Below are 20,654 nucleotides of genomic sequence, written 5' to 3'. Positions count from 1 at the left end.
CCCTACGCTAAAATAGCTCGATGCCAGGTTTTATATTCACACTCAAACCCTCTTGCGATTGATCGGAGCAAGAGGGTTTTTGTTTTTCCTGTATTTAGTATTTCGATGAATCGCTATGACTCAAGAACTTTGGGATTTAAGGAAGTCTATTCTTATCAAGACGCTTTGCTAATTGTTGATCAATTAGAGTCGATGAGTCGAAAGAGTTATATCCGAAATATTAGAAGTCTTCTCATCCGGCTGATTATTCATCTGATTAAAAATCAGGTAGAACAGAGATTAACTAATTCTTGGGTTGCTTCGATTGAAGGTTCGATTTTAGAAATTCAAGATTTAAATTTAGAGGATAATAAAACTTCTTATTATGTGAAGTCAGGTGAATGGGAGGTTGGATGCGGCTTTTGATGCAGCAATTAAGCCAGCATCTGTTGAGATTTTGAATGGTTTGTATACACCTAAGCAATTATCAGCAATGGTAGATAAATCACCGATTCTTTCTATAGCAAAAGATTTTTTAGATTTAACTTATACAAATTCTCAAAAGTCTTTGCATAGTGCTATTGATGAGATGTTGAAGGATGTACCTGGCGGTCAAGAGTGGGAAGAAGGTAAGTAAAAATCATTATGTAAGAACACTAAACGTGTTAGAGCTAATTTGTAAACTCAAGTAAAGTACTTGTCTAATAAGGGTTTCAAGAATTTAAGTCAAGACTCCATTTATTCGCTGAAACTCAGACATAGCAATGAGTTGAGTACCCTTAAGATTTTCTTTACGAATCAGCTCTAAAGCCTGCATTCACAGGCACATCCGTGGCAAGTAAAGAACACCAATTAGCAGCAGAACTAAGGAATTGTTCTCATGATTGGTTAATATCATATATAAAGTAAAAAATTTTTCTTTAAAGAACGATCGCTTCTGTCAAAATAGTTTTTACTACACCTTTAATTGTTGAATTTCAGCGAATGCCACTTGAACTGCAAAATCTCACAGGCGGTTACACTACAGTACCAATTGTCGAAGACATTAACCTCAGTTTGCAAACAGGAGAATGGTTGAGTTTAGTTGGTGCTAATGGTTCAGGTAAGTCTACTTTACTTAAATTGCTGAGTCGTATTCTTTCTCCACAGCAGGGAACAGTGCTACTTGATGGCAAAGCAATTCATTCTCAACCCCCAAATATAGTTGCACAGAAACTAGCATTCTTACCGCAACAACAAATAGTTCCCGTTGGCTTAACAGTGCGACAATTAGTAAGTTTAGGACGCACGCCACATCAACCTTGGTGGCAATGGGAATTAAATGCTGAAGATCGGTTAAAAGTCGAAGCCGCAATTCAAAAGACGCAACTAGGAAAATTAAGCGATCGCTTAGTCGAAAAACTCTCAGGTGGTGAAAGACAAAGGGCTTTTTTAGCTTTAGCACTAGCCCAAGAACCAAAAGTTTTATTATTAGATGAACCTACAACTTTTCTCGATATCAACTATCAATTGCAACTTTTAGAACTACTTAAAGAACTAAATCAGCAGCAAGAATTAACTATTGTCACAGTATTACACGAACTGAATTTAGCAGCACGGTATAGCTCTCGCATTGCATTATTAAAACAAGGTCATATTTGGGAAGTTGGTACGCCTGAAGAAGTTATGACGCCAAATGCGATCGCACAAGTTTTCGACGTAGAATCAGTGGTTATTCATACACCTGTCGGATTACAGGTTTGTGCTATTTCTGCTATATAAAATAATTATCGTCTGCTAAGCTTAGAATCATAAAAACCCCTCTCAACAATTAGCGAGAGGGGTTTAGAGTTTTCAGCAGTAAATAATCTTAATCTTCAATGGGTGCATTCGGAATTGCTGCATCAATATCGGCTTGGGATAAATTGGGAATCGACCAGTTAGGTTCACCTGCTTTTAATACCTTTGCAGGGGTAACGTTAAATTCAATATTACCCGTTTGTGGATTAGTCTTAACTACTAGCTGAGTTCCATCTACAACTTTAATAGCTAAGGGTTCCGTCAATTCTTGAGCATCCGCAGCTATACCAGCCACCTTACTTCCAATCGGTAAGTAAACACCATCACAATCCCATTCATTTTCTGTAATTTGACCATTTCCTAAGAAGTAGAGGGTATTTCCTTGGTAAACTTTTTTGGGTTTGTGAGCGTAAATGGCTAGAGTTTTCCCAGTCTCATTGCGGCATTGTGCCCAGTTGCGTGCTGTTTCTAAAATGTACTTTTGTAAATTTAATTCACCTAACTTTTGCTGAATTTCCTCTGGTGTATATTCAGATTGATCGGGTGTATTTTTGATTTGCAACAGATTATTAATTCCTTGAGTTACCTCGATATAGTCAGGACTAATAGTTAGGTTTGGTCTATCAGCCCAAGAAGGTTGGGCAATTATCAAATTAACTAAAAGTACTAAAGCAACTAGAGTAGTTTTGAAAAGTTTCACTTTCATTCTCCTTTTGAGGATTACAAAATATTTTCAATATTGAGAATTGTACTAGATGAGACTGTTTACTTGAATGAGTTTTTTAGCTTTGCTAGCAAACAGTCTCATAAATATTCAGCCATGATTACCCACGAATTTCAACACTTGAGGATGTTGCTACCTGGCCATTCATTGCATACAGTTTGACAAGTCCCGTTAAACATAAGCAGCTAGCTGTCAAGGCAATTGGAGTTAGCGAGGCGCTGTCTAGGATAATAAACACACCTAAGCCTATTAAAACGAAGGGAACAAAACCATTGCCATAACGAGTTAGCAGATTAGAAATTGCAGGCTGGCACGTCAGCTTGTAGGTCACGTAGCACCAAACGCCGACTAATACCAAAAAGACTGCAACGATCGCCAGCAAACTAGAGGGGGTACTATTAGCAAACAAGGGCATATAAATGCTTACATTATCACTGCCGTTGGCGATAGTAATAGCCGCCACACTACAAGCTTGGGGAGATAGAAAACTAACTAAGCAAGAATAACTAGACAATTCCGCCTGCGACTCGGACTGAGAATCGGTTTCTGGATTCAACAGGCGATTTAACCCAATGGTAATGGGTACTAAACCTAAAAGACCAATCCAATGGGATGGCAAAACCAAACCACCCAGAAAACCAACCAAGCTGGCAATCACTAGAGTACAAAAACCTAGATACTGACCAATCACGATGTGTCGATGGCGGAAAGTTGCATTTACCTGAGAAAATAACAGCGTCAGGATGACTAAATCATCGAGGTTTGTAGCTGTAAAAGCTGCAATTCCTGTGGAAAATGCGGTGATGAGTTCGTTCATTTCTATCTCTCCTCACATGTTGGCGTGTCTAGGTTAGCGTTAATTGATATCTGCAAATGTTGGTAAAACTGCGGCTAAATCAAAGATCCAATTTGAGATTTTAGATTTTTGATAATAAATTCAAAATTTAAAATACTAAAAATTTTTCATAGTAAGCAAATTTATTTATCAAAAAAATCCAAAACTATCAATCTAAAATTTGTCATTCAAGCCCATTAAATACCAGATGTGTATGGGGTAAATTTAAAATCTAAAATCCCAAATTGTTTAGCTCTCTAAATCGCTTCATTCAAATCTTCTTTGTGTTCAAAATCCTGAATGGAGAGTCTAAGTTGAATCTTGAAGTCTATTTGGTGTGGCATTTAGACTCTCTTTCCATTGGGATAGTGAAAAGCATGTGTGATTTACTGTTATTAACGAATCAGCTTTTCAACAACTTTGTTATTTTCAGCAGTTTGTTGCTCATCAACAAAAAGTTTATTACTGGAACTTTCTTTGGTAAATTTGGCATTACTTTGGGCGTGGAGTGCCGGCAAGACAGTTAATTTAACTTCTTTAGTATCTTTAGAAGTAGGCACTAAAGTGACTTTCATTTCGCTGAGAATTCGTTGCTGTTCTTTGATGATTTGAGTTAGTTCGTTGAGTTGTTGAGTGTGTATCTCATCCAATTTTTCATGGAGTAATTCAATATTTTGTCCAGCCCTCAAATTCACGTTGTGGTCAATTTCAGCATTTTTGCGATCGGTATCGGACTGGCGATTTTGACTCATCAAAACAATGGGTGCTGTGTAAGCTGAGGCAAATGAAAATACTAAGTTGAGCATCATGAATGGTGACTCATCCCAGTGGGGAACCCCAGGCATTAAGTTGAGACCAACCCATCCCGCCAAAACGGTACTTTGTCCAATCAGAAATCCCCAAGAACCCACTTGCGCTGCAAATTTATCAGCAAGGCGTTGTCCGAAAGTCAGTTCTTGAGTCGAAGTGTCTTGTGTTGCTGGTTGTATCTCTACAACTTGAGGCTTTTGAGCTACTTCTGCATTGACTTTGTTAGACGATACTGTTTTTAATGTATTCATGTTGCACCTCTTGGCGTCGTTTAAGTCTGTGTTTATCCTGATGACTTTTAATGTACGCTGGTTGACCGATAGGAGCAAATATTGTTTTTTTTCAAACCGATAAACAAAATTGATTAAATTACCAAGGCTGTCAGGACTTACGCACAGGTAACGGAAAATCGTAGATTCAAAGCGGCTTGCCGCAGGCTACGACAGAAGATACACAGAACCCAAACAGAAGTCACCAGGGACGGTTCCCGCAGATTAGGACTTTGGTGGTAATAAGAGTTAGAGAGGTTTTTGTGTAAGTCCTAACAGATTTATAAAGGGTTAGACTGTCTACACGGTTGGATTTTACGATTGTCCAACCCAATGTACTTTTGTTTTTAACCAGGGTATTAATTTATCAATTGCCTCTGGGTTAAAAATTTGCTTTAGGCAGTTTTTTGATTTGCTCAGTAAAGTATGCTTCTTGATGTTTGAGTTGTTGCGCGAGTTCTAGGCCTTTTTGGAAAGCTGTTAGTGCTTGAGGATATTCTTTGCGTTCTAAATATAATTGCCCAATTTGGTCGTAAGCTTGCATCACTCCGTACAAGTTGGCAGCTTGCGTTTGCGTATCTACGAGAATTTGGCTAGCCTCTAAAGCCTCATCTATTTGCCCTTGAGAACGGTACAGGCCAATTATCTTCTGCAAAGCTTCACCGGCACGAACGAACTCCTGCAATTGCCAAGCAGTGGTGTAAGCTTCTTGATAATTTTGAAAAGCCTCTACCAGTAACTTCGGATCTGTCTTCCCCAGAGATTCGTAGTCTGAGCCGATCGCTAGCTTTAATTCTGGTATTTTAATAAGATTATTTTGGTTAGTGTAAATTTCTGCTAACTTATTAAGTACATTTATTGACTGCTGTGGTTGTTCTGTCTGTGCGTAAATCTCAGCCAATTGTTGCAGATATGCAACCTCATTTACAGATTCTCCTTGGGAAGTAGCTAAACTCAACAATTCCTCGTAGATTGGCGCAGCTTGGCGATAATCAAACCAACTCAGATGCAGTTCTCCAATTATCTTGAGAGTTTCTACTAATGCTGCGGTATCTTTTTGTTGCCTGACTGCTAGCAAAACTTGGTCATAAGCTTGTATAGCCTGTTTAGGCGATCGCACATTTTGGTAAGCTTGACCTAGCGATCGCCATAATTCTAAATCAATTTCGCTAGATTTTTTCTGGGATTGTGTTTGCTTTTGAATTGCTTCCAACCGTTGAGTAATATATATTACTTCTTGGCGCTCGTTTTGATTCCAAGCGATCGCACCAACTCGCGATAATGCTTGTACCTCCTCTAAAGAACCTAAAAAGCGCCGCAAACGGAGTTCTCGGTTCCAAATTTCAAACGCCGCCACCACATCTCCTGCTTGCAGTTTCGCCGCCGCTTCTTGGTTTAATTTATCTAATGCTGGTTCTAACTTTAACCGTTCTTCCACAGTTAACGGCTTTTTATCCTTGAGCGATCGTGTTAAAAGTGGATCGGGTGTAGTCAATTCTAGCGGATTAGGAGGAAATTCATCCGGTGGTTTGGGCTTTTGACTTTGTGCTACTGCCAAAGAACTGTTAAACAATATAATGGCAGTAACAATAACAATTAACCGCTGTAGCATACTAACTTTACCTTGTTGTATTGGGCATGGGGCATAGGGCATAGGGCATAGGGCATGGGGCATTGATATTTATGTTAATCTCCCATAAGTTTTAGATATTCCCTACCTCTTTCTTGCCAACTTGTTTGACGCATAAAACATTAACAATTATCCCCATCGAAGGCAGGAGGCAGAAGGCACAAAGCAGTCCCGATGAAAAATTTTTTCATCTTTTGCCCTTTCCCCTTCCCCTTTTTCCCTTCTTTCTGGGGCAGGTTTTTTTGATTAGACAAATTTTTGGGATTTTAAAACCAAAATCATTGTCTGAAAACTTAAAACTACGTTCAATAATTGAGAACATTCTCAACTATTTATCGAAAGCCTAAAAACCTGCCCTTGAAAGCTTTTTCCCTTTCCCCTTTCCACGTTCCCCATGCCCTATGCCCTATGCCCCATTCCCTAGTACCATTAGCAAGGTCTACAATACTTGCAGATAATTTTTAAGCAACAGGTTGATAGTCTATAATGACCCATTCTACTGATATCATCACCTTAGCCCGCTGGATGGCAGCTGATTTTAGTAATCAAGAACAAGCTTTTGAAAATCCGCCTTTTTATGCACATATTCGTGTTTGTATCCGTCCCTTACCTTGGGAATTATTCTCAGGAGTCAGCTTGTTTCTCGAACAAGCTTATGATTTTATGCTCAATCAACCTTACAGAATGCGAGTGATGAACTTGATTGAAGCAGAAAATCAGATTGTCATCGAACACTACACAGTTAACGAAGAACAAAAATTTTACGGCGCATCCCGCGATCCCGAACGCTTAAAAGATTTATCTGTTGAGCAACTAAAAAAAATGCCGGGTTGCAATATGGTTGTCGAGTGGACGGGTCACAGTTTCAAAGGCAGGGTTGAACCTGGTAAAGGCTGTATTGTGGTTCGGGATGGTAAAAATACTTATCTTGATAACGAATTTGAGATTGACGATAAAGAATTTTTCAGTCTCGATCGAGGAAGGGACTTAGACACCGATGAACGTCTCTGGGGTTCTATAGCTGGGCCATTTCACTTTGTGCGTTGGAATAATTTTGCTGATGAAGTGAAGGTGTAACAAGTGGGGAGTGAGGAGTGAGAAATTAAAACTCATAACTCGCTCAATATTTTATGGCAGTTGCGATGGCTTAATCGGCTGCTGTAAGCGATCGCACAATCATAATCCTGTGACAATCATTAACTAATTCTTTTAAATACAGCATCGGAAAATCCATAATATATTTGTTACACCCACCTACCATATAATTTTCGCCGTAGTTCAGAAGGCCAAAAATTTATTAACTCAGGGGATGGCAATTTAGATAAAATCTTGATAATATAGTAAATCGTGGGTCTGGCGGCATAGCCAAGTGGTAAGGCAGAGGTCTGCAAAACCTTTATCCCCCGGTTCAAATCCGGGTGCCGCCTTCTAGTGTACATTAACTAATTATTTGTCACTGTTAACAAATTGATGTTACTGTTAACAGATTATGTGTCACAACTACAAACTAGACACATTATTATAATGGCAGACCTCTGCCTTACCTTTCAACCCACCATAAATTTAACGTGAGTTCGACGGTTATAAAAAGGTAAAAAGCTTGCTATGTATGGATTTGCAAAACAAGGCCATTCAAGGCAGCGATCGCTACGATTAATGGAAAATCGGTAAAAAAGTGACAAAAAAAGCCGAAACTAAGAATATCTAATAAAAATGAGCGTCTCGGCTGTCTTGGAAAGTTCTGATCGGAGGAAGCCTCCGCTCAGACTTTCCGCTATGTCTACAATTGTATCTCGCCTCGACATCACACAGATTTTCTGCGATGTAGATGATTTGTGTTCGTCATGGGAGAGGATGTGGCAACAAGTACCGCAGCTACCGTCAATGATTGGAGAGCGTCGCAGCATTTCTCGAATGCATTTATCGGAGGTAATGACGATTGCGAACGCTTTTCATGGTTCAGGCTACCGAACATTCAAAGAGTTTTATACGCTGCATGTACTCCCTAGTTGGCGTGGCGCGTTCCCGAATCTAGTCAGCTATAGCAGATTCATTGAATTGATGCCGTGGTGCTTGATGCTTTTGTGTTGTTTTTTGCATACACGCACAGGCGAAATTACAGGAATTAGTTTTATTGATTCTACACCAATAGAAGTTTGTCATCGATGTCGGGTCCACGCACACAAGGTATTTAAAGGATTAGTCAAATGGGGAAAAAATTCACCTTCGTTGGCATTTTGGTTTTAAACTTCATTTAATTATTAACGACCGTGGAGAATTACTTGCATTTCAACTTACTCCTGCAAATGTCGATGACCGTGAGCCAGTCCCAGACATGACCAAAGACTTAATTGGTAACGCCAGTTGCTTCTCTACGAGACGCTTCGCGAACAAGTCGGCACAGCCGCCCAACGCACTGGCTCAACTTTTTGGTGACAGGGGATATATTTCAAAAAAACTCTTTGAGGAGTTATATGAGCGGGGATTACAGTTAGTTACTAAATCTAAAAAGAATATGAAAAATCGCTTGATAAAAATAATTGATAAAATTCTTTTACGCAAGCGAGCAGTAATTGAGTCTGTTAATGACCACCTCAAAAACTTGTGCCAAATTGAACATTCTAGACATCGAAGTGTTTTCAACTTTTTGGTCAACTTGATGGCTGGTAATCGTGCTTATACTTATTTGCCTCAAAAACCTTCACTTGATATTTATCCCAAAGACTTGCCTGCCCTTCCTGCTGCCGTTTTTTAGTTCATCGAACTCACGTTAAATTTAGCAAAGCTTTAGTAGTTGTACTAAAACCTTAATATGTAGATATCCCTTGGAAGGGATTTTTAAAGCAACCTAGATAGAGACGCACTCATATTTTCCTCTAAGAATCTTTCAACCCCCTAATTTAAGAACGGGAGTTGAAACTGCTCGAATCTTTAACCCCTTTCAAAAATAATTAAGGTGGGTTCCTCCTTGGTCGGAGGTGATTCGGTAGCCACCACTGCGGTAAACCCGCACCTCTATTACTGGGGGCGCACCTGCTTCCTGTCTACAAAAGACAGCAGCTTCAAGGTGGGCAGCTACTAGGGTCAGAAAGCACGACTGTGTTCCCACAGTCAAACTAACCCAAACTTTTCACAGTTCAGGGGTTGATTACAACATGAACTGCGGCGCTATTACTTATTCTATTTTCAAGGTTCAAATTTTTGTTAATCAATTATTTGGCGTGATTTATAGGCAGCGATCGCTAACTCTCTTGCTTTTTGGTGTGGACTTCCTCGGATAGGCTGTTTCCCTTGTTCTATAACTATTCCAGCTTTAGTCGCTTGAGTTTGAATACACTCAAGCAATCTGCCATAACTCCACTGATGGACACTATGCCGATACTGTTTGGCATAATTTTTCTGTGCTTCCAGGCAATCTGGACATTTTTGTTCAGCTCTTGCTTGAATTTCACTGTTTACCTGCTCTCGTATATCGCCTAATTTGGGAACGACTAGGCTACCAGCAGAGTATGTTTGAGCAAGGGCGACAATTTTTTTAGCCAGTAATCTATCTATGTACTGCCCTAACTCAGATTCTTCAAATGGGTTTGGTGAAGCAAAGATTTGGGCTATTTGGCGTTTGTGAGATAAAGTTTGTTTTTCTCTTTGCTGTCTGTTTAAGAGTCGGTAGTTATCCCCAAGTAGCTGTTTGATGCTTTGATAGGTAATAACTTTGTCTGTAATACCGTCTACTACTGCTACTGTTGCAGGTTGTTTTAGACCAAGACTAACACCTACTAAAATATGAGATTTACCTTTGTACAAAGGTTGACTCGGACGAGGAAAGGAGTTATTGATTCTAGATAGTGTTGAGTTTTTCCGCTTGATAAATAGTTCTTGTTTGGAGTTGAGATTGCCTTTGGCTTCCGTTCTGGTGATGATTTTGGTGATTTATTCTGCTCTTTCTTGCTTTACTTGTTCTGTACCTTCAGCTGTCCACAGGCGAGTATCCACACAACAGTAGAGAGTTAGACTGTGAACGTTCCAGGGTTCGCCCTTTCCTTCCCCTTCCTGCCAAGCAATGCGACCACTGCGAAGAGTGAACAAACTGCTGGAGTGCTGATTTTTACTGTTGCGTTTGATTTGTTGGTCTTCTAAAAATCGTTTAAACCAATGTAGTTGCCTATTATCGCAATACAGTTCAAAGGTATGCTCGCTGATGCCGTTGAATTTTACACAAATGCTCCTTTTTGGTTTTGAAACCAAGTCATCTCTCCGCTGCCTTCGTAAGCTACTGGGAACGGTACAGAACTAGATTGTCTTAAAAGGCTGTTTTGCCAAGATTTCGCCTCGGTTTCATTTTGAGGGACGTTGTGTGTAGCGGTGAAGAGGGTTTGCAACCACTTAGTATTAGTTAAATCTCGACCTTTGGGAATTCGTGCTTCTAATTGTTCTTTTATACGTTCGATCTGAATCTCAACTTTTGTCAAACAAGCTTCTTTTTCCGCTTCTTCTGGTCGCTCTTGTACATTCGACCCCGTGTATCTTGGTAAATTGGAGAATAATTCGGTGTTAAAGGTCTTAAAAGGACGCTCGACAATACCTCCTTCACTAGGGCGAAGCTCCTTCGGAGCCGCTTCGCTAACGCGTAAATGACAAACAAAACCTAGTTGTACTGCAATCTGTTGCAAGTGTTTAGAACGAAAATCTTTGCCACCATCTGTATAAAAATGTTCCGGCAAACCATAAGTACCCCATTCTTGATGAAGCCCATATTCTGAACCATACTGCTTGGGCAAAATGGCATGACGTAATGCCAAAGCTACTACCTGAGAACTAGGTGCGTCATAACCCAAATTAATACCTATAATGCAACGGGAATAACTGTCTACAACCGTTGTCAACCAAGGACGACCCAGAACTTTGCCATGCTGGTCTACCAATAAAACATCTACACGGGTATGGTCACACTGCCAAACATGGTTACTGTAATCGACGGATAAATCCTTCCCATCACGGGTTTTCATTGCTAGGCGTGACCCCCGCCAACCGGGACTGCGAACGCTTTTAGCTTTCTCTTGCTTCTCAATTAATGGTTGCAAAATGCGGTATACCGTCATGTGGGAAGGAGGTTTAACACCTAGTTCATCAGCCCTTACCTTGACTCTCACAGCTACCTGCTGACGAGTCATTCTTTTACTACCTTTATTGCCTTCCTTGTAGGTTTTTAAGATAAATTCTTGCCAATTTTCGTTAACTCGGTGCTTTCCTTTGTCTGCACGTTGAGTTTGAGTCAGCCCTGCTAACCCTTCTTGTTCCCATTTATCAATCAGCCGTCGTACCGTTCGCACAGATTTACCCAGCTTTACTGCTGCTTGTTGGAGCCTTAGAGTATATGATGTGCGTAGGCGCGAAGCGACTTGTCGCTAGACATCGCTTGCTTCAAGTAGACTTTGAATCACCTCCATTTTTAACTTTGCCTCATCCGTAAGTTCCGAGACAATTACATTTGCTTCGGTGATACTGCTGCTTGAGTCTGTAATGCTTGTCTTGGTTGCAGGTATGTCAGAAAAATTAGCGTCCTGCATAAACATAATTGTTTAATTGAAACACATATGTATATTGTACCTACAGAGTGACATTTAATCTGTTAACTTTTCTAAAATTCAAGAATTTTTCTGTTTCTGTGAAGTGACAGTTAAATTGTGAATTTTCAGGAATTGGACATCTAATTTGTTAAGGCAGCCAAAATAATGTTGTGAAAATTGGGATAATTAAAAACCTGCCATACCCCCTGTTAAGACATGCTTTGAGCTATTTATCTATTTTGTGACAATATTTTGTTAATTGGACAGATAATTAGTTAATGTACATCTTTATTTAAGCTAATGAACATGCTTTGCAGGCATTTTTATCCTTAATTACTTTTCTTGCCTGAAAACATCTTATATTTTTTTAGATCCCTCTACTTACTAGCGAAATATCCCCAGTGGGGTGTTGTGATTGTGGATGGAGTACTGGTTGAACGGGAGGGGTAGGCGATCGCACCTCAAAAACTTGCTCCCTTCCAGTACTCGTTTCCATCCCCAACGCCAAGCTGTCTCTACGGTTATTTCGTTACTGTTGGTAAACTTGCAAGGCTATCAGCAAGTGGTTCAACAGGCACAAAGACCCGTTTCCTGGCAGATTGCTTCACCAAGACTTTGCCCAACTCTAAGCAACAGCAATGGGTCGATTGGGCAATCTGGATATATGCCAAATTCCAGCTTACTTCCTCATTCCCTTGGCTTTGGCACGTGGTAAAATTGATATTCTAATTCTAGCTAATGGTCAAGAAAAACTGAGCTGTAATGATGTTATCGCTCTGCTTGAGCAATTAAATTCTGTGAATGTAAAAGCCAGTTAATAACATTCAAAAGACTGAGCTAGAAGGCTTGATTGATAAGACTCTCACACTTGGCAGGTTTATCGATCTCTATAACCCTGCAAGAGCCGGAAAAAAGTGATTTTTGCATATGGATCATTTAGTACTTCCAGTTACAACTATCAATTTGATGTTTGCAGGAATAATAGTCATAGGGTTTTTAGCATTTTTGTTTTTAGGGAGCCTCTTACTACCGGGCAAAATCGTTCCAGGGTTTATTCAGTTGGATGGTACAGGTATAGAAAAACGATATAAACTCAATGGCTTACTTCTTTTTATAGTTACCATGATGACTGTGGTCTTAGGAACAGCTTACTTTCATCTTTCTTTAGCTCCTTTACATGATTACTTTTGGTCACTTTTTGTTGTGGCTAATGTAATTTCTTTTCTAGTCACAGGTTTATTGTATTTATCTGGAAAGCGATCGCAAGAATTAGTTTCATCGCCAAGATGGAAAATGCTACTGTCAGACTTGTGGTTTGGAGTTGAACTCAACCCCACTTGGCTAAATGTTGATCTGAAAATGTTTGCCTACCAACCTTCCCTAATTGGCTTAGGATTACTCAATTCATCTTTTGCCTACGTGCAGTATGAAAGTTATGGGCAAATTTCAATCCAGATGTGGGCATTTCAGGTATTTTGGTGGCTATATCTCTTCACTCATTACTGCAATGAGGAGTTCATGCTCTCAACCTGGGACATCATTGCCGAGAAATTTGGATTTATGTTGGTGTGGGGAGATTGGGTACTGGTTCCGTTTTTCTACAGCATCGCAGGTTGGTATTTAATTAATATCATAGATCCAATGCCAATTGGAAGCGTTATTGGTATTTGTTCACTATATTTACTAGGGCTAGTAATTTTTCGGGGAGCCAATACCCAAAAACATCGATTCAAGAAAAATGCCAACACTATCATCTGGGGAAAACCTGCCAAGACATTAGGTGGTAAATTGTTGATATCAGGATGGTGGGGGATTGGGCGAAAACTCAACTATACTGGTGAGATTCTTGTTTACTTTGGGTTTGCTTTCACAACTGGTACTTACTCACTTATTCCCTATCTTTTGCCGCTTTGGTTGTGCTTGCTACTTCCTCATCGAGCTTGGCGAGATGAACAACGCTGTCAAGCAAAGTATGGCAATTTATGGAATGCATACTGCACCAAAGTCCGGTTTCGGATGATTCCATTTGTGTACTGAAAAATTTCTTCACTAAGTAGTACAGAAAACTGCTGAAATCAACGCCACAAAACGATCGTTATTGAGATAGCTATTTTGCCAATTTGAGGCTTTTTATAGTCAATATATGTAAATATGGTAAACATTTTTATTAGCGAAGAAAAATTTTGCATATTTCGCCATATTCTAAAATTAGTGTTCCTTAAGACTCAGAAAAATTTTCTGCATCACTGAGGACTAATCCTAATATTTGCTGCCGAGAGGCATCAAAGATTCTATGAAACTTTTGCATAGCTCACCTGATGTTGCTGTTATTGGTGCCGGTCCAGTGGGTTGTGTAACAGCTATGACCTATGCTCAACAAGGGGCTAAGGTATTATTGCTGGAAGCCCACTCCCAGGGGGTGAAACAGTTAGCAGGTGAATGGCTCCACCCTCCTGGTGTCCAAATTTTACGGCGGTTAAGTATAGATTTAGATATCAAACAAATCACCTATCCATCTGGGAAAGGATTTGTTGTATTTCCAGAAGATGGGACAACTCCCATTCAGCTGTATTATCCAGATGGTGAAGTTGGACTGAGTTGTGAGCATAATACTCTTCTTGCGATTTTACGAGAAGCTGTTGCATCTTATACCAATATTCAATTTTTGTGTGATACAAAAGTGATTAAGATTGATGGGCAACACATTACATTTGAACAACGTAACCATAGCCTTACTCATACTGCCTTGGTCAAGGTTATTGTAGGGGCAGATGGTCGAGCATCAAGTACCCGTAAAATTTTAGGCATTCCTAACCAGAGCATTCCTATTTCTTTCATGGCGGGGATCTTGTTAGAAGATGTAGAACTTCCATTTGAAGGCTTTGGGCATATAATTTTGGGAGGTGTAGGACCGATCTTGATGTATCGGGTTGGTGCAAGGTTGGTGCGGGTTTGTCTAGATGTGCCGCGCTGTTTTTCCAGAGACTCTGCCACGTTATGGAAGACCTACAACTCATTTATTCCTAAAGCATTACAAGTTGCATTTCAAGATGCATTAAGCCATGATGAAGTCGCTTGGACTGCCAATCAGTTTTGTTCGCGAATCCAATATGGTAGAGATGGGTTAGCGCTAGTAGGAGATGCAACCGGATATTTTCACCCTATTACTGCAACGGGTATGACGGTTGGTTTTCTAGATAGCGATTGTTTGGTAAGAAGTCAGCGATTTGAAAATTATCAGCAAGAGCGAACGTTTCGCACCTATGTACCAGAATTGCTTGCTACTATGCTCTATGAGGTCTTCACAAAACAAGATGAAAGTGCTGTCGCTTTGAGACATGCTATTTATCGCCTGTGGCGGGAAAATCCTATGGAGTGCCGTCGCACAATGAAACTATTATCGGTTCGAGAAACAAACTTGTTATCCTTTAGCCGCTCTTTTCTTAAAGGAGTTTTTTTAGCAATGGCTGAAGTGGTTCAAAATAATGTGCGACAGCAAAAATGGGTACAGATTGTTCGGAGTTTGGTATCTTTTAGCCAATGGTTATATATGCCAATTATGCTTGCCTTGTTGCGCGGTAGAAAATTGTTAGAGATTTATTGGATAACTAAAAACAATAATAAAAGAAGTAATTTCTACAAAGTTAAACATCGAAAGCAGAGGTGATTTTGTGAATAGCAATGCAGGCGATCGCTTCTCTATTGGAGATTCTATCAACAACTGGAATGCAAGCCATAACTTACAACAAGCAGTTAATGCTCTTATTAGCCTGCAACAAGCTGATGGGTCGTGGGAAGGAGAAGTCGTATGGTGTCCGATGCTTGTGGCTCAATATGTCCTCATGTGCCACATTACCCAAACTCCTATCAGCGCAGAACGCAGAGATGCCATTTTGCGCCAATTTGCAACCACTCGCCTACCCTCCGGAGCTTGGGGATTACATCAGTATTCGGAACCTTATTTGTTTGTCACAACCCTAGTTTACGTTGCTGCCCGGATTCTCGATATTCAACCCGACGATCCTCTCCTTGTCCCAGCCCATAAATTTATCCAACGACAAGGAGGTGTCTTAGAAATTCCCAGTTGGGGCAAATTCTGGTTGGCTATGTTAAATCTTTATGACTGGCAAGGAGTGAATCCCGTTTTACCCGAAGTCTGGAAACTCCCCCAATGGTTGCCCATCCATCCCAGCAACTTCTATTGCCATACTCGTTTGATTTATCTGGCAATGGCTTACATCTATGGGCGTAAGTTGCAATTATCATTAACACCTCTTGTACAAGCTTTACGGCAAGAACTCTATCCACAAGGCTACACCTCGGTAAATTTCCGAACTGCACGCTGTGCGCTACGTGAAGAAGAAACTTATAGTCCGCCCAGTCTAGTGCTGAAGTCGATCTATCAACTAACAGGACTCTATGAGCGGTGGCATTCTTCATCCTTAAGACAAACTGCCCTTGCTGACTTGATTCCGGCAATCAAGTTTGAGTTACGCACCAGCAGCTACACAAGTATTTCTCCGGTGAGTGGGTTGTTGAATATCATTGCCTTGTGGTTGCATAATCCCCAGGATACCGACTTACAAAAAGCAATGGATGCATTTGAAGGGTGGCTCTGGCAAGATGAAGAGGCGGGATTACGAATTACCGGGGCACGCAGTAGCACTTGGGATACAGGCTTTGCTATCCAGGCTTTGCAGGCTGCCAGTCCTCATATAGGTGTGGCAGATAATTTGGCTCAAGCCCAAGCGTTTATGGTCACTCAGCAGATTCAAACATCGTTCCCGGATTTTGCACGCTTTCACCGCATCGATCCCAAAGGTGGTTTTTGCTTTGCAGGTGTTTGGCATGGGTGGCCTGTAAGTGATTGCACAGCAGAAGCGCTCATAGGGATTATTAATGTACCTGCGATGTCTCAAAAAAATGCACAGAATGCAGTGCAGTTTTTATTGCGTTGCCAGAACACAGATGGGGGATTTGGCAGCTATGAGCGGCGCAAAATTAGTTCAACCTTGGAGTGGATGAATCCAGCAGAAATGTTTGCCAATTCTATGACAGAACATTCCTATATTGAATGCACAGCTTCTTGTATTGCAGCACTGCATAAATTTCAACAGACTTATCCCAATTTGCTGACAGATGAAGTAACTTTGGGCATACATCAAGCCGATCGCTGGCTACGAAAACAGCAACAAACTGATGGTTCTTGGGCTGGTTTTTGGGGCGTTAATTTTATTTATGGTACACTGTTTGGCATTCATGGTTTACTGGCTGCGGGAGCAACACCGCAAGAACCTGCAATTAAGAAAGCGTGTACATGGCTGATCGACAAACAACGAGAGGATGGAGGTTGGGGTGAACACTTTACTGGATGTTTATCCAATCGCTACGTTGAGCATACTCAAAGCCAGGTAATTCATACTGCCTGGGCGTTAATAGCGTTGTTGCAAGCCGACGCGCCCTATTGGGAAGCGATCGCCCAAGGAGCAGCATTTTTGATGAACCATCAACTGGACAGTGGCGGATGGGCAAAACAAGATCCAGCCGGAGTCTTTTTCCATACAGCATTACTTGACTACACCTTATATCGTAGTTACTTTCCTATATGGGCACTGGGTTTATATGAATCGTATCGGTTAAAACGATTCATTTGATAACAGCTTATTAAGATGCATCTAAGGTAATAAAAGCTTACTTACCGTTCGTTAATCAGCAGTTAGTTATAGTTCGATAACTTACATAATTTCTTCACTTTTTTTAATTGTAAAACATCCTCTTAAAATACTTTTAATTTTCTATTTATTTATTGTATTTTTTTGAAGTTTTCAATATCGATGACTTGTGAAATTGTACTATTTTACATTATGCAGATAAAATATCGATTAGCTTAATATGCAATATCGCTTTCCTTTCTCAGCATTTCCCAATGGATGGTTTCGTGTCGCTTACAGCAATGAACTGCCACTAAAAAAAGTAATTCCAATATACTATTTTGGCAAAAACCTTATACTTTTTCGTACAGAAGACGGTATAGCACACGTATGGGACGCATACTGCCCCCACTTGGGAACCCATCTAGGATATGGAGGAAAGGTGGAAGGCGATCTTATCCGCTGTCCATTTCACGGTTGGGCTTTCAACTCCCAAGGCAGTTGCACCGACATTCCCTATGCCAGCAAAATACCTGAAAAAGCACAAATTCCCGCTTGGCCAGTTTCTGAGAAAAATGGGTTGATTTGGGTGTATCATCACGCACTGAGAGAAGCCCCCAGTTGGGAAATACCAGAACTGCCTTACTGGAATGCTCAGGAATGGACTGATTTCGGGCAGTTGCAATGGAAGATCCGTACTCACCCACAAGAGATGGTTGAGCAAAACATGGACATTGCCCATTTATTCTTATTACATAAAAAAACTTTTTGTGGAATTAAAGAAGTAAATTGTGAAATAAATGAGCATCTTTTTGGACTTCGTACCCAACCTCAATATCACCTGCCTCTACTAGAAAAGCTAGGTTTTGAAACAGAAGGTTATCTCAAAACTACTTGCTATGGTTTAGGCTACCAAATTAATTACTCTCGTTTAAAAACGATAACTGAATGGAATGTAATCGCACTGTTTTTTCTCACACCTATTGATGAAGAGTATCTTGATGTACGCGTTCTAGTCAGTGTCAAAAAATTCTTAAATCCACTAGCAACAAAAGCTTTACAAAAGAAAGCGATCGCCTCTATCAAGACCAATATCACAGAGGATATTCCCATTTTGGAAAATAAAGCATATCCGTCCGTTCCTGTACTGTGTGAAGAAGAAAGTCTAATTCAACAATATCGTCAATGGGTTCGCCAGTTCTACTCAGAAGAATTAGTAGTAAGCGATTTATCAGAAGCAATTCATAAATTGCCAGAAACATCAACCAGGTAAAAGAACATGGAACCTCGCTTTCCTTTCCCAGTATTTCCCAATGGATGGTTTCGCGTTGCCTACAGTGATGAACTGCCAAAGAAAAAAGTTATACCCTTGCACTATTTTGGTAAAAACCTTGTACTTTTTCGTACAGAAGACGGCATCGCACGTATGTGGGATGCCTACTGTCCCCATTTGGGAACTCATCTGGGATATGGAGGAAAAGTAGAAGGCAACCTCATCCGTTGTCCCTTTCATGGTTGGGCTTTCAACTCCCAAGGCAGTTGCACAGAGATTCCCTATGCTGGCAAAATACCTGAAAAAGCACAAATTCGGGCTTGGCCAGTTTCTGAGAAAAATGGCTTGATTTGGGTGTACCATCACGCATTGAGAGAAGCCCCCAGTTGGGAAATACCAGAACTGCCTTACTGGAACCCACAGGAGTGGTCTGCTTTCAGTCGAAGTGCTTGGAAGATCCGCTCCCACCCTCAAGAAATGGGTGCTAACCTGCTAGATCCAGCTCATTCGCTGTTTTTACATCAGGATATATTTGTTGATTGCCAAGAAAGGGGTTCCGACTTCAGCAGGCAAGTTTCGAGTTGCGATCTCTTCGCTAAATATCGCTTCCCATTATTTGGCAAAGTAGGTATTGAATCGGCAGGGGAACTATCGTGTGTCTTTTTAGGCTTGGGTGGCCAACTCAGCTACTCTCGGTTAAAAATTATCACCGAATTGGATGGAATTGCCCTATTCTTGCTCACACCAATTGATGGTGAATATCTTGACGTTCAAGTGCTTGTAAGCGTCAAGAAATTTTTTATACCACTAATAACAAAAGCTATTCAAATGAAGCTTAATGCACAAGTTATTGCGAACTTGAAACAGGAAATTCCAATTATGGAAAATAAAGTTTACTTTTCGCATCCTGTACTGTGCGACTGGGACAATGGAATTATTCAATACCGACAATGGGTTCGCCAATTCTACTCAGAAGATTTAGAAGCAAACGGATTCTCAAAAGAATCTCGTCTAGAGTCAGAAAAATTAACCAGGTAAAAGAATATGAAAGCTCGCTTTCCTTTGCCAGCATTTCCCAATGGATGGTTTCGCGTTGCCTACAGCGATGAACTGCCAAAGAAAAAAGTTATACCTTTGCACTATTTTGGTAAAAACCTTGTACTTTTCCGCACAGAAGACGGCATCGCACGTATGTGGGATGCCTACTGTCCCCATTTGGGAACTCATCTGGGATATGGAGGAAAAGTAGAAGGCAACCTCATCCGTTGTCCCTTTCATGGTTGGGCTTTCAACTCCCAAGGTAATTGCACCGACATTCCCTACGCCAGCAAAATACCTGAAAAAGCACAAATTCGGGCTTGGCCAGTTTCTGAGAAAAATGGCTTGATTTGGATGTACCATCACGCATTGAGAGAAGCCCCCAGTTGGGAAATACCGGAACTGCCTAACTGGAATCCACAGGAATGGAGTGGTTTTATGCGACGTAGTTGGAAGATCCGCTCCCATCCTCAAGAAATGGCCGAAAATCCTATGGATATCGTCCATCTATCGTTCTTGCATCAACATACATTTTCTGTCGTTAAAGCAGTGAGATCTGAGGTAAAAGGCCCTATTTTGAGCCTTAGTACTCTGCCTAAATATAAATTGCCTTTATTAGAAAAGCTAGGCTTTGACACAGAAGGTTCCCTGTTAACGACCTGGTACGGTCTGGGCTGTCAAGTGAGTTACTCCCAACTAAACATTATCACTCAATTTGATGGAATTGCTGTATATTGCCTGACACCAATTGATGAAGAATATTTGGATGTTCATGTTCAATTAAGTATCAAAAAAACCTTGTTTCCACCCATCACCAAAGCTCTGCAATTAAAAGGCATAGCAGAAATAGATATTAATTTCAAAGAGGAAATACCTGTTTTGGAGAACAAAATTTATCGAGATCGACCTTTGCTGTGCGAAGGTGATAGTTTGCTGGGGCAATATCGATATTGGACTCGCCAGTTTTATTCAGAAGAGTTAGAGGGAAGTAATTCTTTTAGTAGAAACCTGTCCAGCACAAGCAAACATAATTAGGTAAGGAAATATGAACCCCTGCTTCCCCTTTTTTGAATTTATCAGCGGATGGTGTTGATAAACC

Annotated in this window: 16 protein-coding genes, 1 tRNA gene, 1 rRNA gene and 2 pseudogenes (1 of these 20 only partly in view); 14 read left to right on the top strand and 6 right to left on the bottom strand. The window is 40.5% G+C overall.

The window, feature by feature from the left end; genetic code table 11:
* The 4 genes from rrf to NSTC745_RS21610 form a co-directional block, all read left to right on the top strand.
* Positions 1-29 (top strand): 5S ribosomal RNA (rrf, locus tag NSTC745_RS21625); it begins 89 nt to the left of the window's first position.
* Positions 30-192: 163 nt separating this feature from the next.
* The gene (locus tag NSTC745_RS21620; RefSeq protein WP_445632781.1) at positions 193-405 is read left to right on the top strand and encodes a hypothetical protein; all 213 of its coding nucleotides are present in this window, start codon (positions 193-195) and stop codon (positions 403-405) included.
* Entirely contained in the window at positions 389-616 is a 228-nt protein-coding gene (locus NSTC745_RS21615; protein WP_445632780.1) for a hypothetical protein, read from the top strand. The genes NSTC745_RS21620 and NSTC745_RS21615 overlap by 17 nt, the downstream gene beginning before the upstream one ends.
* Before the next feature lie 347 nt (positions 617-963).
* Complete coding sequence (locus tag NSTC745_RS21610) at positions 964-1,740, top strand: ABC transporter ATP-binding protein (protein ID WP_445632779.1); 777 nt, start codon at positions 964-966, stop codon at positions 1,738-1,740.
* A gap of 88 nt (positions 1,741-1,828) precedes the next feature.
* Here NSTC745_RS21610 and NSTC745_RS21605 read toward each other — a convergent pair whose 3' ends face one another.
* The 4 genes from NSTC745_RS21605 to NSTC745_RS21590 form a co-directional block, all read right to left on the bottom strand.
* Positions 1,829-2,464, bottom strand: a complete 636-nt coding sequence (locus NSTC745_RS21605; protein ID WP_445632778.1) for a hypothetical protein — start codon at positions 2,462-2,464, stop codon at positions 1,829-1,831.
* Between the two features lie 118 nt (positions 2,465-2,582).
* Positions 2,583-3,299, bottom strand: coding sequence for a cadmium resistance transporter (locus tag NSTC745_RS21600; RefSeq protein WP_445632777.1), 717 nt, complete (start codon positions 3,297-3,299; stop codon positions 2,583-2,585).
* 413 nt (positions 3,300-3,712) lie between these two features.
* The gene (locus NSTC745_RS21595) at positions 3,713-4,378 is read right to left on the bottom strand and encodes a DUF1003 domain-containing protein (RefSeq protein WP_445632776.1); all 666 of its coding nucleotides are present in this window, start codon (positions 4,376-4,378) and stop codon (positions 3,713-3,715) included.
* Positions 4,379-4,778: 400 nt separating this feature from the next.
* Positions 4,779-6,008: a tetratricopeptide repeat protein gene (locus NSTC745_RS21590; protein WP_445632775.1), complete on the bottom strand. Its 1,230-nt coding sequence runs from the start codon at positions 6,006-6,008 to the stop codon at positions 4,779-4,781.
* A 504-nt stretch (positions 6,009-6,512) separates the two neighbouring features.
* Between NSTC745_RS21590 and NSTC745_RS21585 the strand changes: the two genes are divergently transcribed.
* From NSTC745_RS21585 to NSTC745_RS21575, 3 genes and pseudogenes are all read left to right on the top strand, one after another.
* Positions 6,513-7,103 (top strand): chromophore lyase CpcT/CpeT, encoded by a 591-nt coding sequence (locus NSTC745_RS21585; RefSeq protein ID WP_445632774.1) that lies wholly within the window; start codon positions 6,513-6,515, stop codon positions 7,101-7,103.
* A gap of 278 nt (positions 7,104-7,381) precedes the next feature.
* Positions 7,382-7,453 (top strand) — tRNA-Cys (locus tag NSTC745_RS21580).
* 349 nt (positions 7,454-7,802) lie between these two features.
* Positions 7,803-8,781: pseudogene (locus NSTC745_RS21575) on the top strand (IS982 family transposase).
* 186 nt (positions 8,782-8,967) lie between these two features.
* Here NSTC745_RS21575 and NSTC745_RS21570 read toward each other — a convergent pair.
* A complete protein-coding gene (locus NSTC745_RS21570) occupies positions 8,968-9,135 on the bottom strand; it encodes a hypothetical protein (RefSeq protein WP_445632773.1) in 168 nt (55 codons plus the stop codon).
* Positions 9,136-9,230: 95 nt separating this feature from the next.
* Positions 9,231-11,593 (bottom strand): annotated as a pseudogene (cas12k, locus tag NSTC745_RS21565) (type V CRISPR-associated protein Cas12k).
* Between the two features lie 421 nt (positions 11,594-12,014).
* Between cas12k and NSTC745_RS21560 the strand changes: the two are divergent.
* From NSTC745_RS21560 to NSTC745_RS21530, 7 genes are all read left to right on the top strand, one after another.
* Positions 12,015-12,308 (top strand): hypothetical protein, encoded by a 294-nt coding sequence (locus NSTC745_RS21560; protein WP_445632772.1) that lies wholly within the window; start codon positions 12,015-12,017, stop codon positions 12,306-12,308.
* Positions 12,309-12,520: 212 nt separating this feature from the next.
* Positions 12,521-13,630: a hypothetical protein gene (locus tag NSTC745_RS21555; protein ID WP_445632771.1), complete on the top strand. Its 1,110-nt coding sequence runs from the start codon at positions 12,521-12,523 to the stop codon at positions 13,628-13,630.
* 256 nt (positions 13,631-13,886) lie between these two features.
* Positions 13,887-15,260, top strand: coding sequence for an FAD-dependent oxidoreductase (locus tag NSTC745_RS21550; protein ID WP_445632770.1), 1,374 nt, complete (start codon positions 13,887-13,889; stop codon positions 15,258-15,260).
* A gap of 4 nt (positions 15,261-15,264) precedes the next feature.
* A complete protein-coding gene (locus tag NSTC745_RS21545; RefSeq protein WP_445632769.1) occupies positions 15,265-17,247 on the top strand; it encodes a prenyltransferase/squalene oxidase repeat-containing protein in 1,983 nt (660 codons plus the stop codon).
* 238 nt (positions 17,248-17,485) lie between these two features.
* Complete coding sequence (locus NSTC745_RS21540; protein ID WP_445632768.1) at positions 17,486-18,517, top strand: Rieske 2Fe-2S domain-containing protein; 1,032 nt, start codon at positions 17,486-17,488, stop codon at positions 18,515-18,517.
* A gap of 6 nt (positions 18,518-18,523) precedes the next feature.
* Positions 18,524-19,555 (top strand): Rieske 2Fe-2S domain-containing protein, encoded by a 1,032-nt coding sequence (locus tag NSTC745_RS21535; RefSeq protein WP_445632767.1) that lies wholly within the window; start codon positions 18,524-18,526, stop codon positions 19,553-19,555.
* Positions 19,556-19,561: 6 nt separating this feature from the next.
* Positions 19,562-20,590 (top strand): Rieske 2Fe-2S domain-containing protein, encoded by a 1,029-nt coding sequence (locus NSTC745_RS21530; protein WP_445632766.1) that lies wholly within the window; start codon positions 19,562-19,564, stop codon positions 20,588-20,590.
* Positions 20,591-20,654: the final 64 nt, after the last annotated feature.

This window comes from Nostoc sp. DSM 114161, assembly GCF_052692665.1.
This window is presented reverse-complemented; position numbering and strand designations above follow the sequence as displayed.

Excerpts from the sequence above, each read along its gene's own strand:
- NSTC745_RS21620 (WP_445632781.1), top strand. The coding sequence starts at position 193 with ATGAGTCGAAAGAGTTATATCCGAAATATTAGAAGTCTTCTCATCCGG.
- NSTC745_RS21610 (WP_445632779.1), top strand. The coding sequence starts at position 964 with ATGCCACTTGAACTGCAAAATCTCACAGGCGGTTACACTACAGTACCA.
- NSTC745_RS21605 (WP_445632778.1), bottom strand. The coding sequence starts at position 2,464 with ATGAAAGTGAAACTTTTCAAAACTACTCTAGTTGCTTTAGTACTTTTA.
- NSTC745_RS21600 (WP_445632777.1), bottom strand. The coding sequence starts at position 3,299 with ATGAACGAACTCATCACCGCATTTTCCACAGGAATTGCAGCTTTTACA.
- NSTC745_RS21595 (WP_445632776.1), bottom strand. The coding sequence starts at position 4,378 with ATGAATACATTAAAAACAGTATCGTCTAACAAAGTCAATGCAGAAGTA.
- NSTC745_RS21590 (WP_445632775.1), bottom strand. The coding sequence starts at position 6,008 with ATGCTACAGCGGTTAATTGTTATTGTTACTGCCATTATATTGTTTAAC.
- NSTC745_RS21585 (WP_445632774.1), top strand. The coding sequence starts at position 6,513 with ATGACCCATTCTACTGATATCATCACCTTAGCCCGCTGGATGGCAGCT.
- NSTC745_RS21560 (WP_445632772.1), top strand. The coding sequence starts at position 12,015 with ATGGAGTACTGGTTGAACGGGAGGGGTAGGCGATCGCACCTCAAAAAC.
- NSTC745_RS21555 (WP_445632771.1), top strand. The coding sequence starts at position 12,521 with ATGGATCATTTAGTACTTCCAGTTACAACTATCAATTTGATGTTTGCA.
- NSTC745_RS21550 (WP_445632770.1), top strand. The coding sequence starts at position 13,887 with ATGAAACTTTTGCATAGCTCACCTGATGTTGCTGTTATTGGTGCCGGT.
- NSTC745_RS21540 (WP_445632768.1), top strand. The coding sequence starts at position 17,486 with ATGCAATATCGCTTTCCTTTCTCAGCATTTCCCAATGGATGGTTTCGT.
- NSTC745_RS21535 (WP_445632767.1), top strand. The coding sequence starts at position 18,524 with ATGGAACCTCGCTTTCCTTTCCCAGTATTTCCCAATGGATGGTTTCGC.
- NSTC745_RS21530 (WP_445632766.1), top strand. The coding sequence starts at position 19,562 with ATGAAAGCTCGCTTTCCTTTGCCAGCATTTCCCAATGGATGGTTTCGC.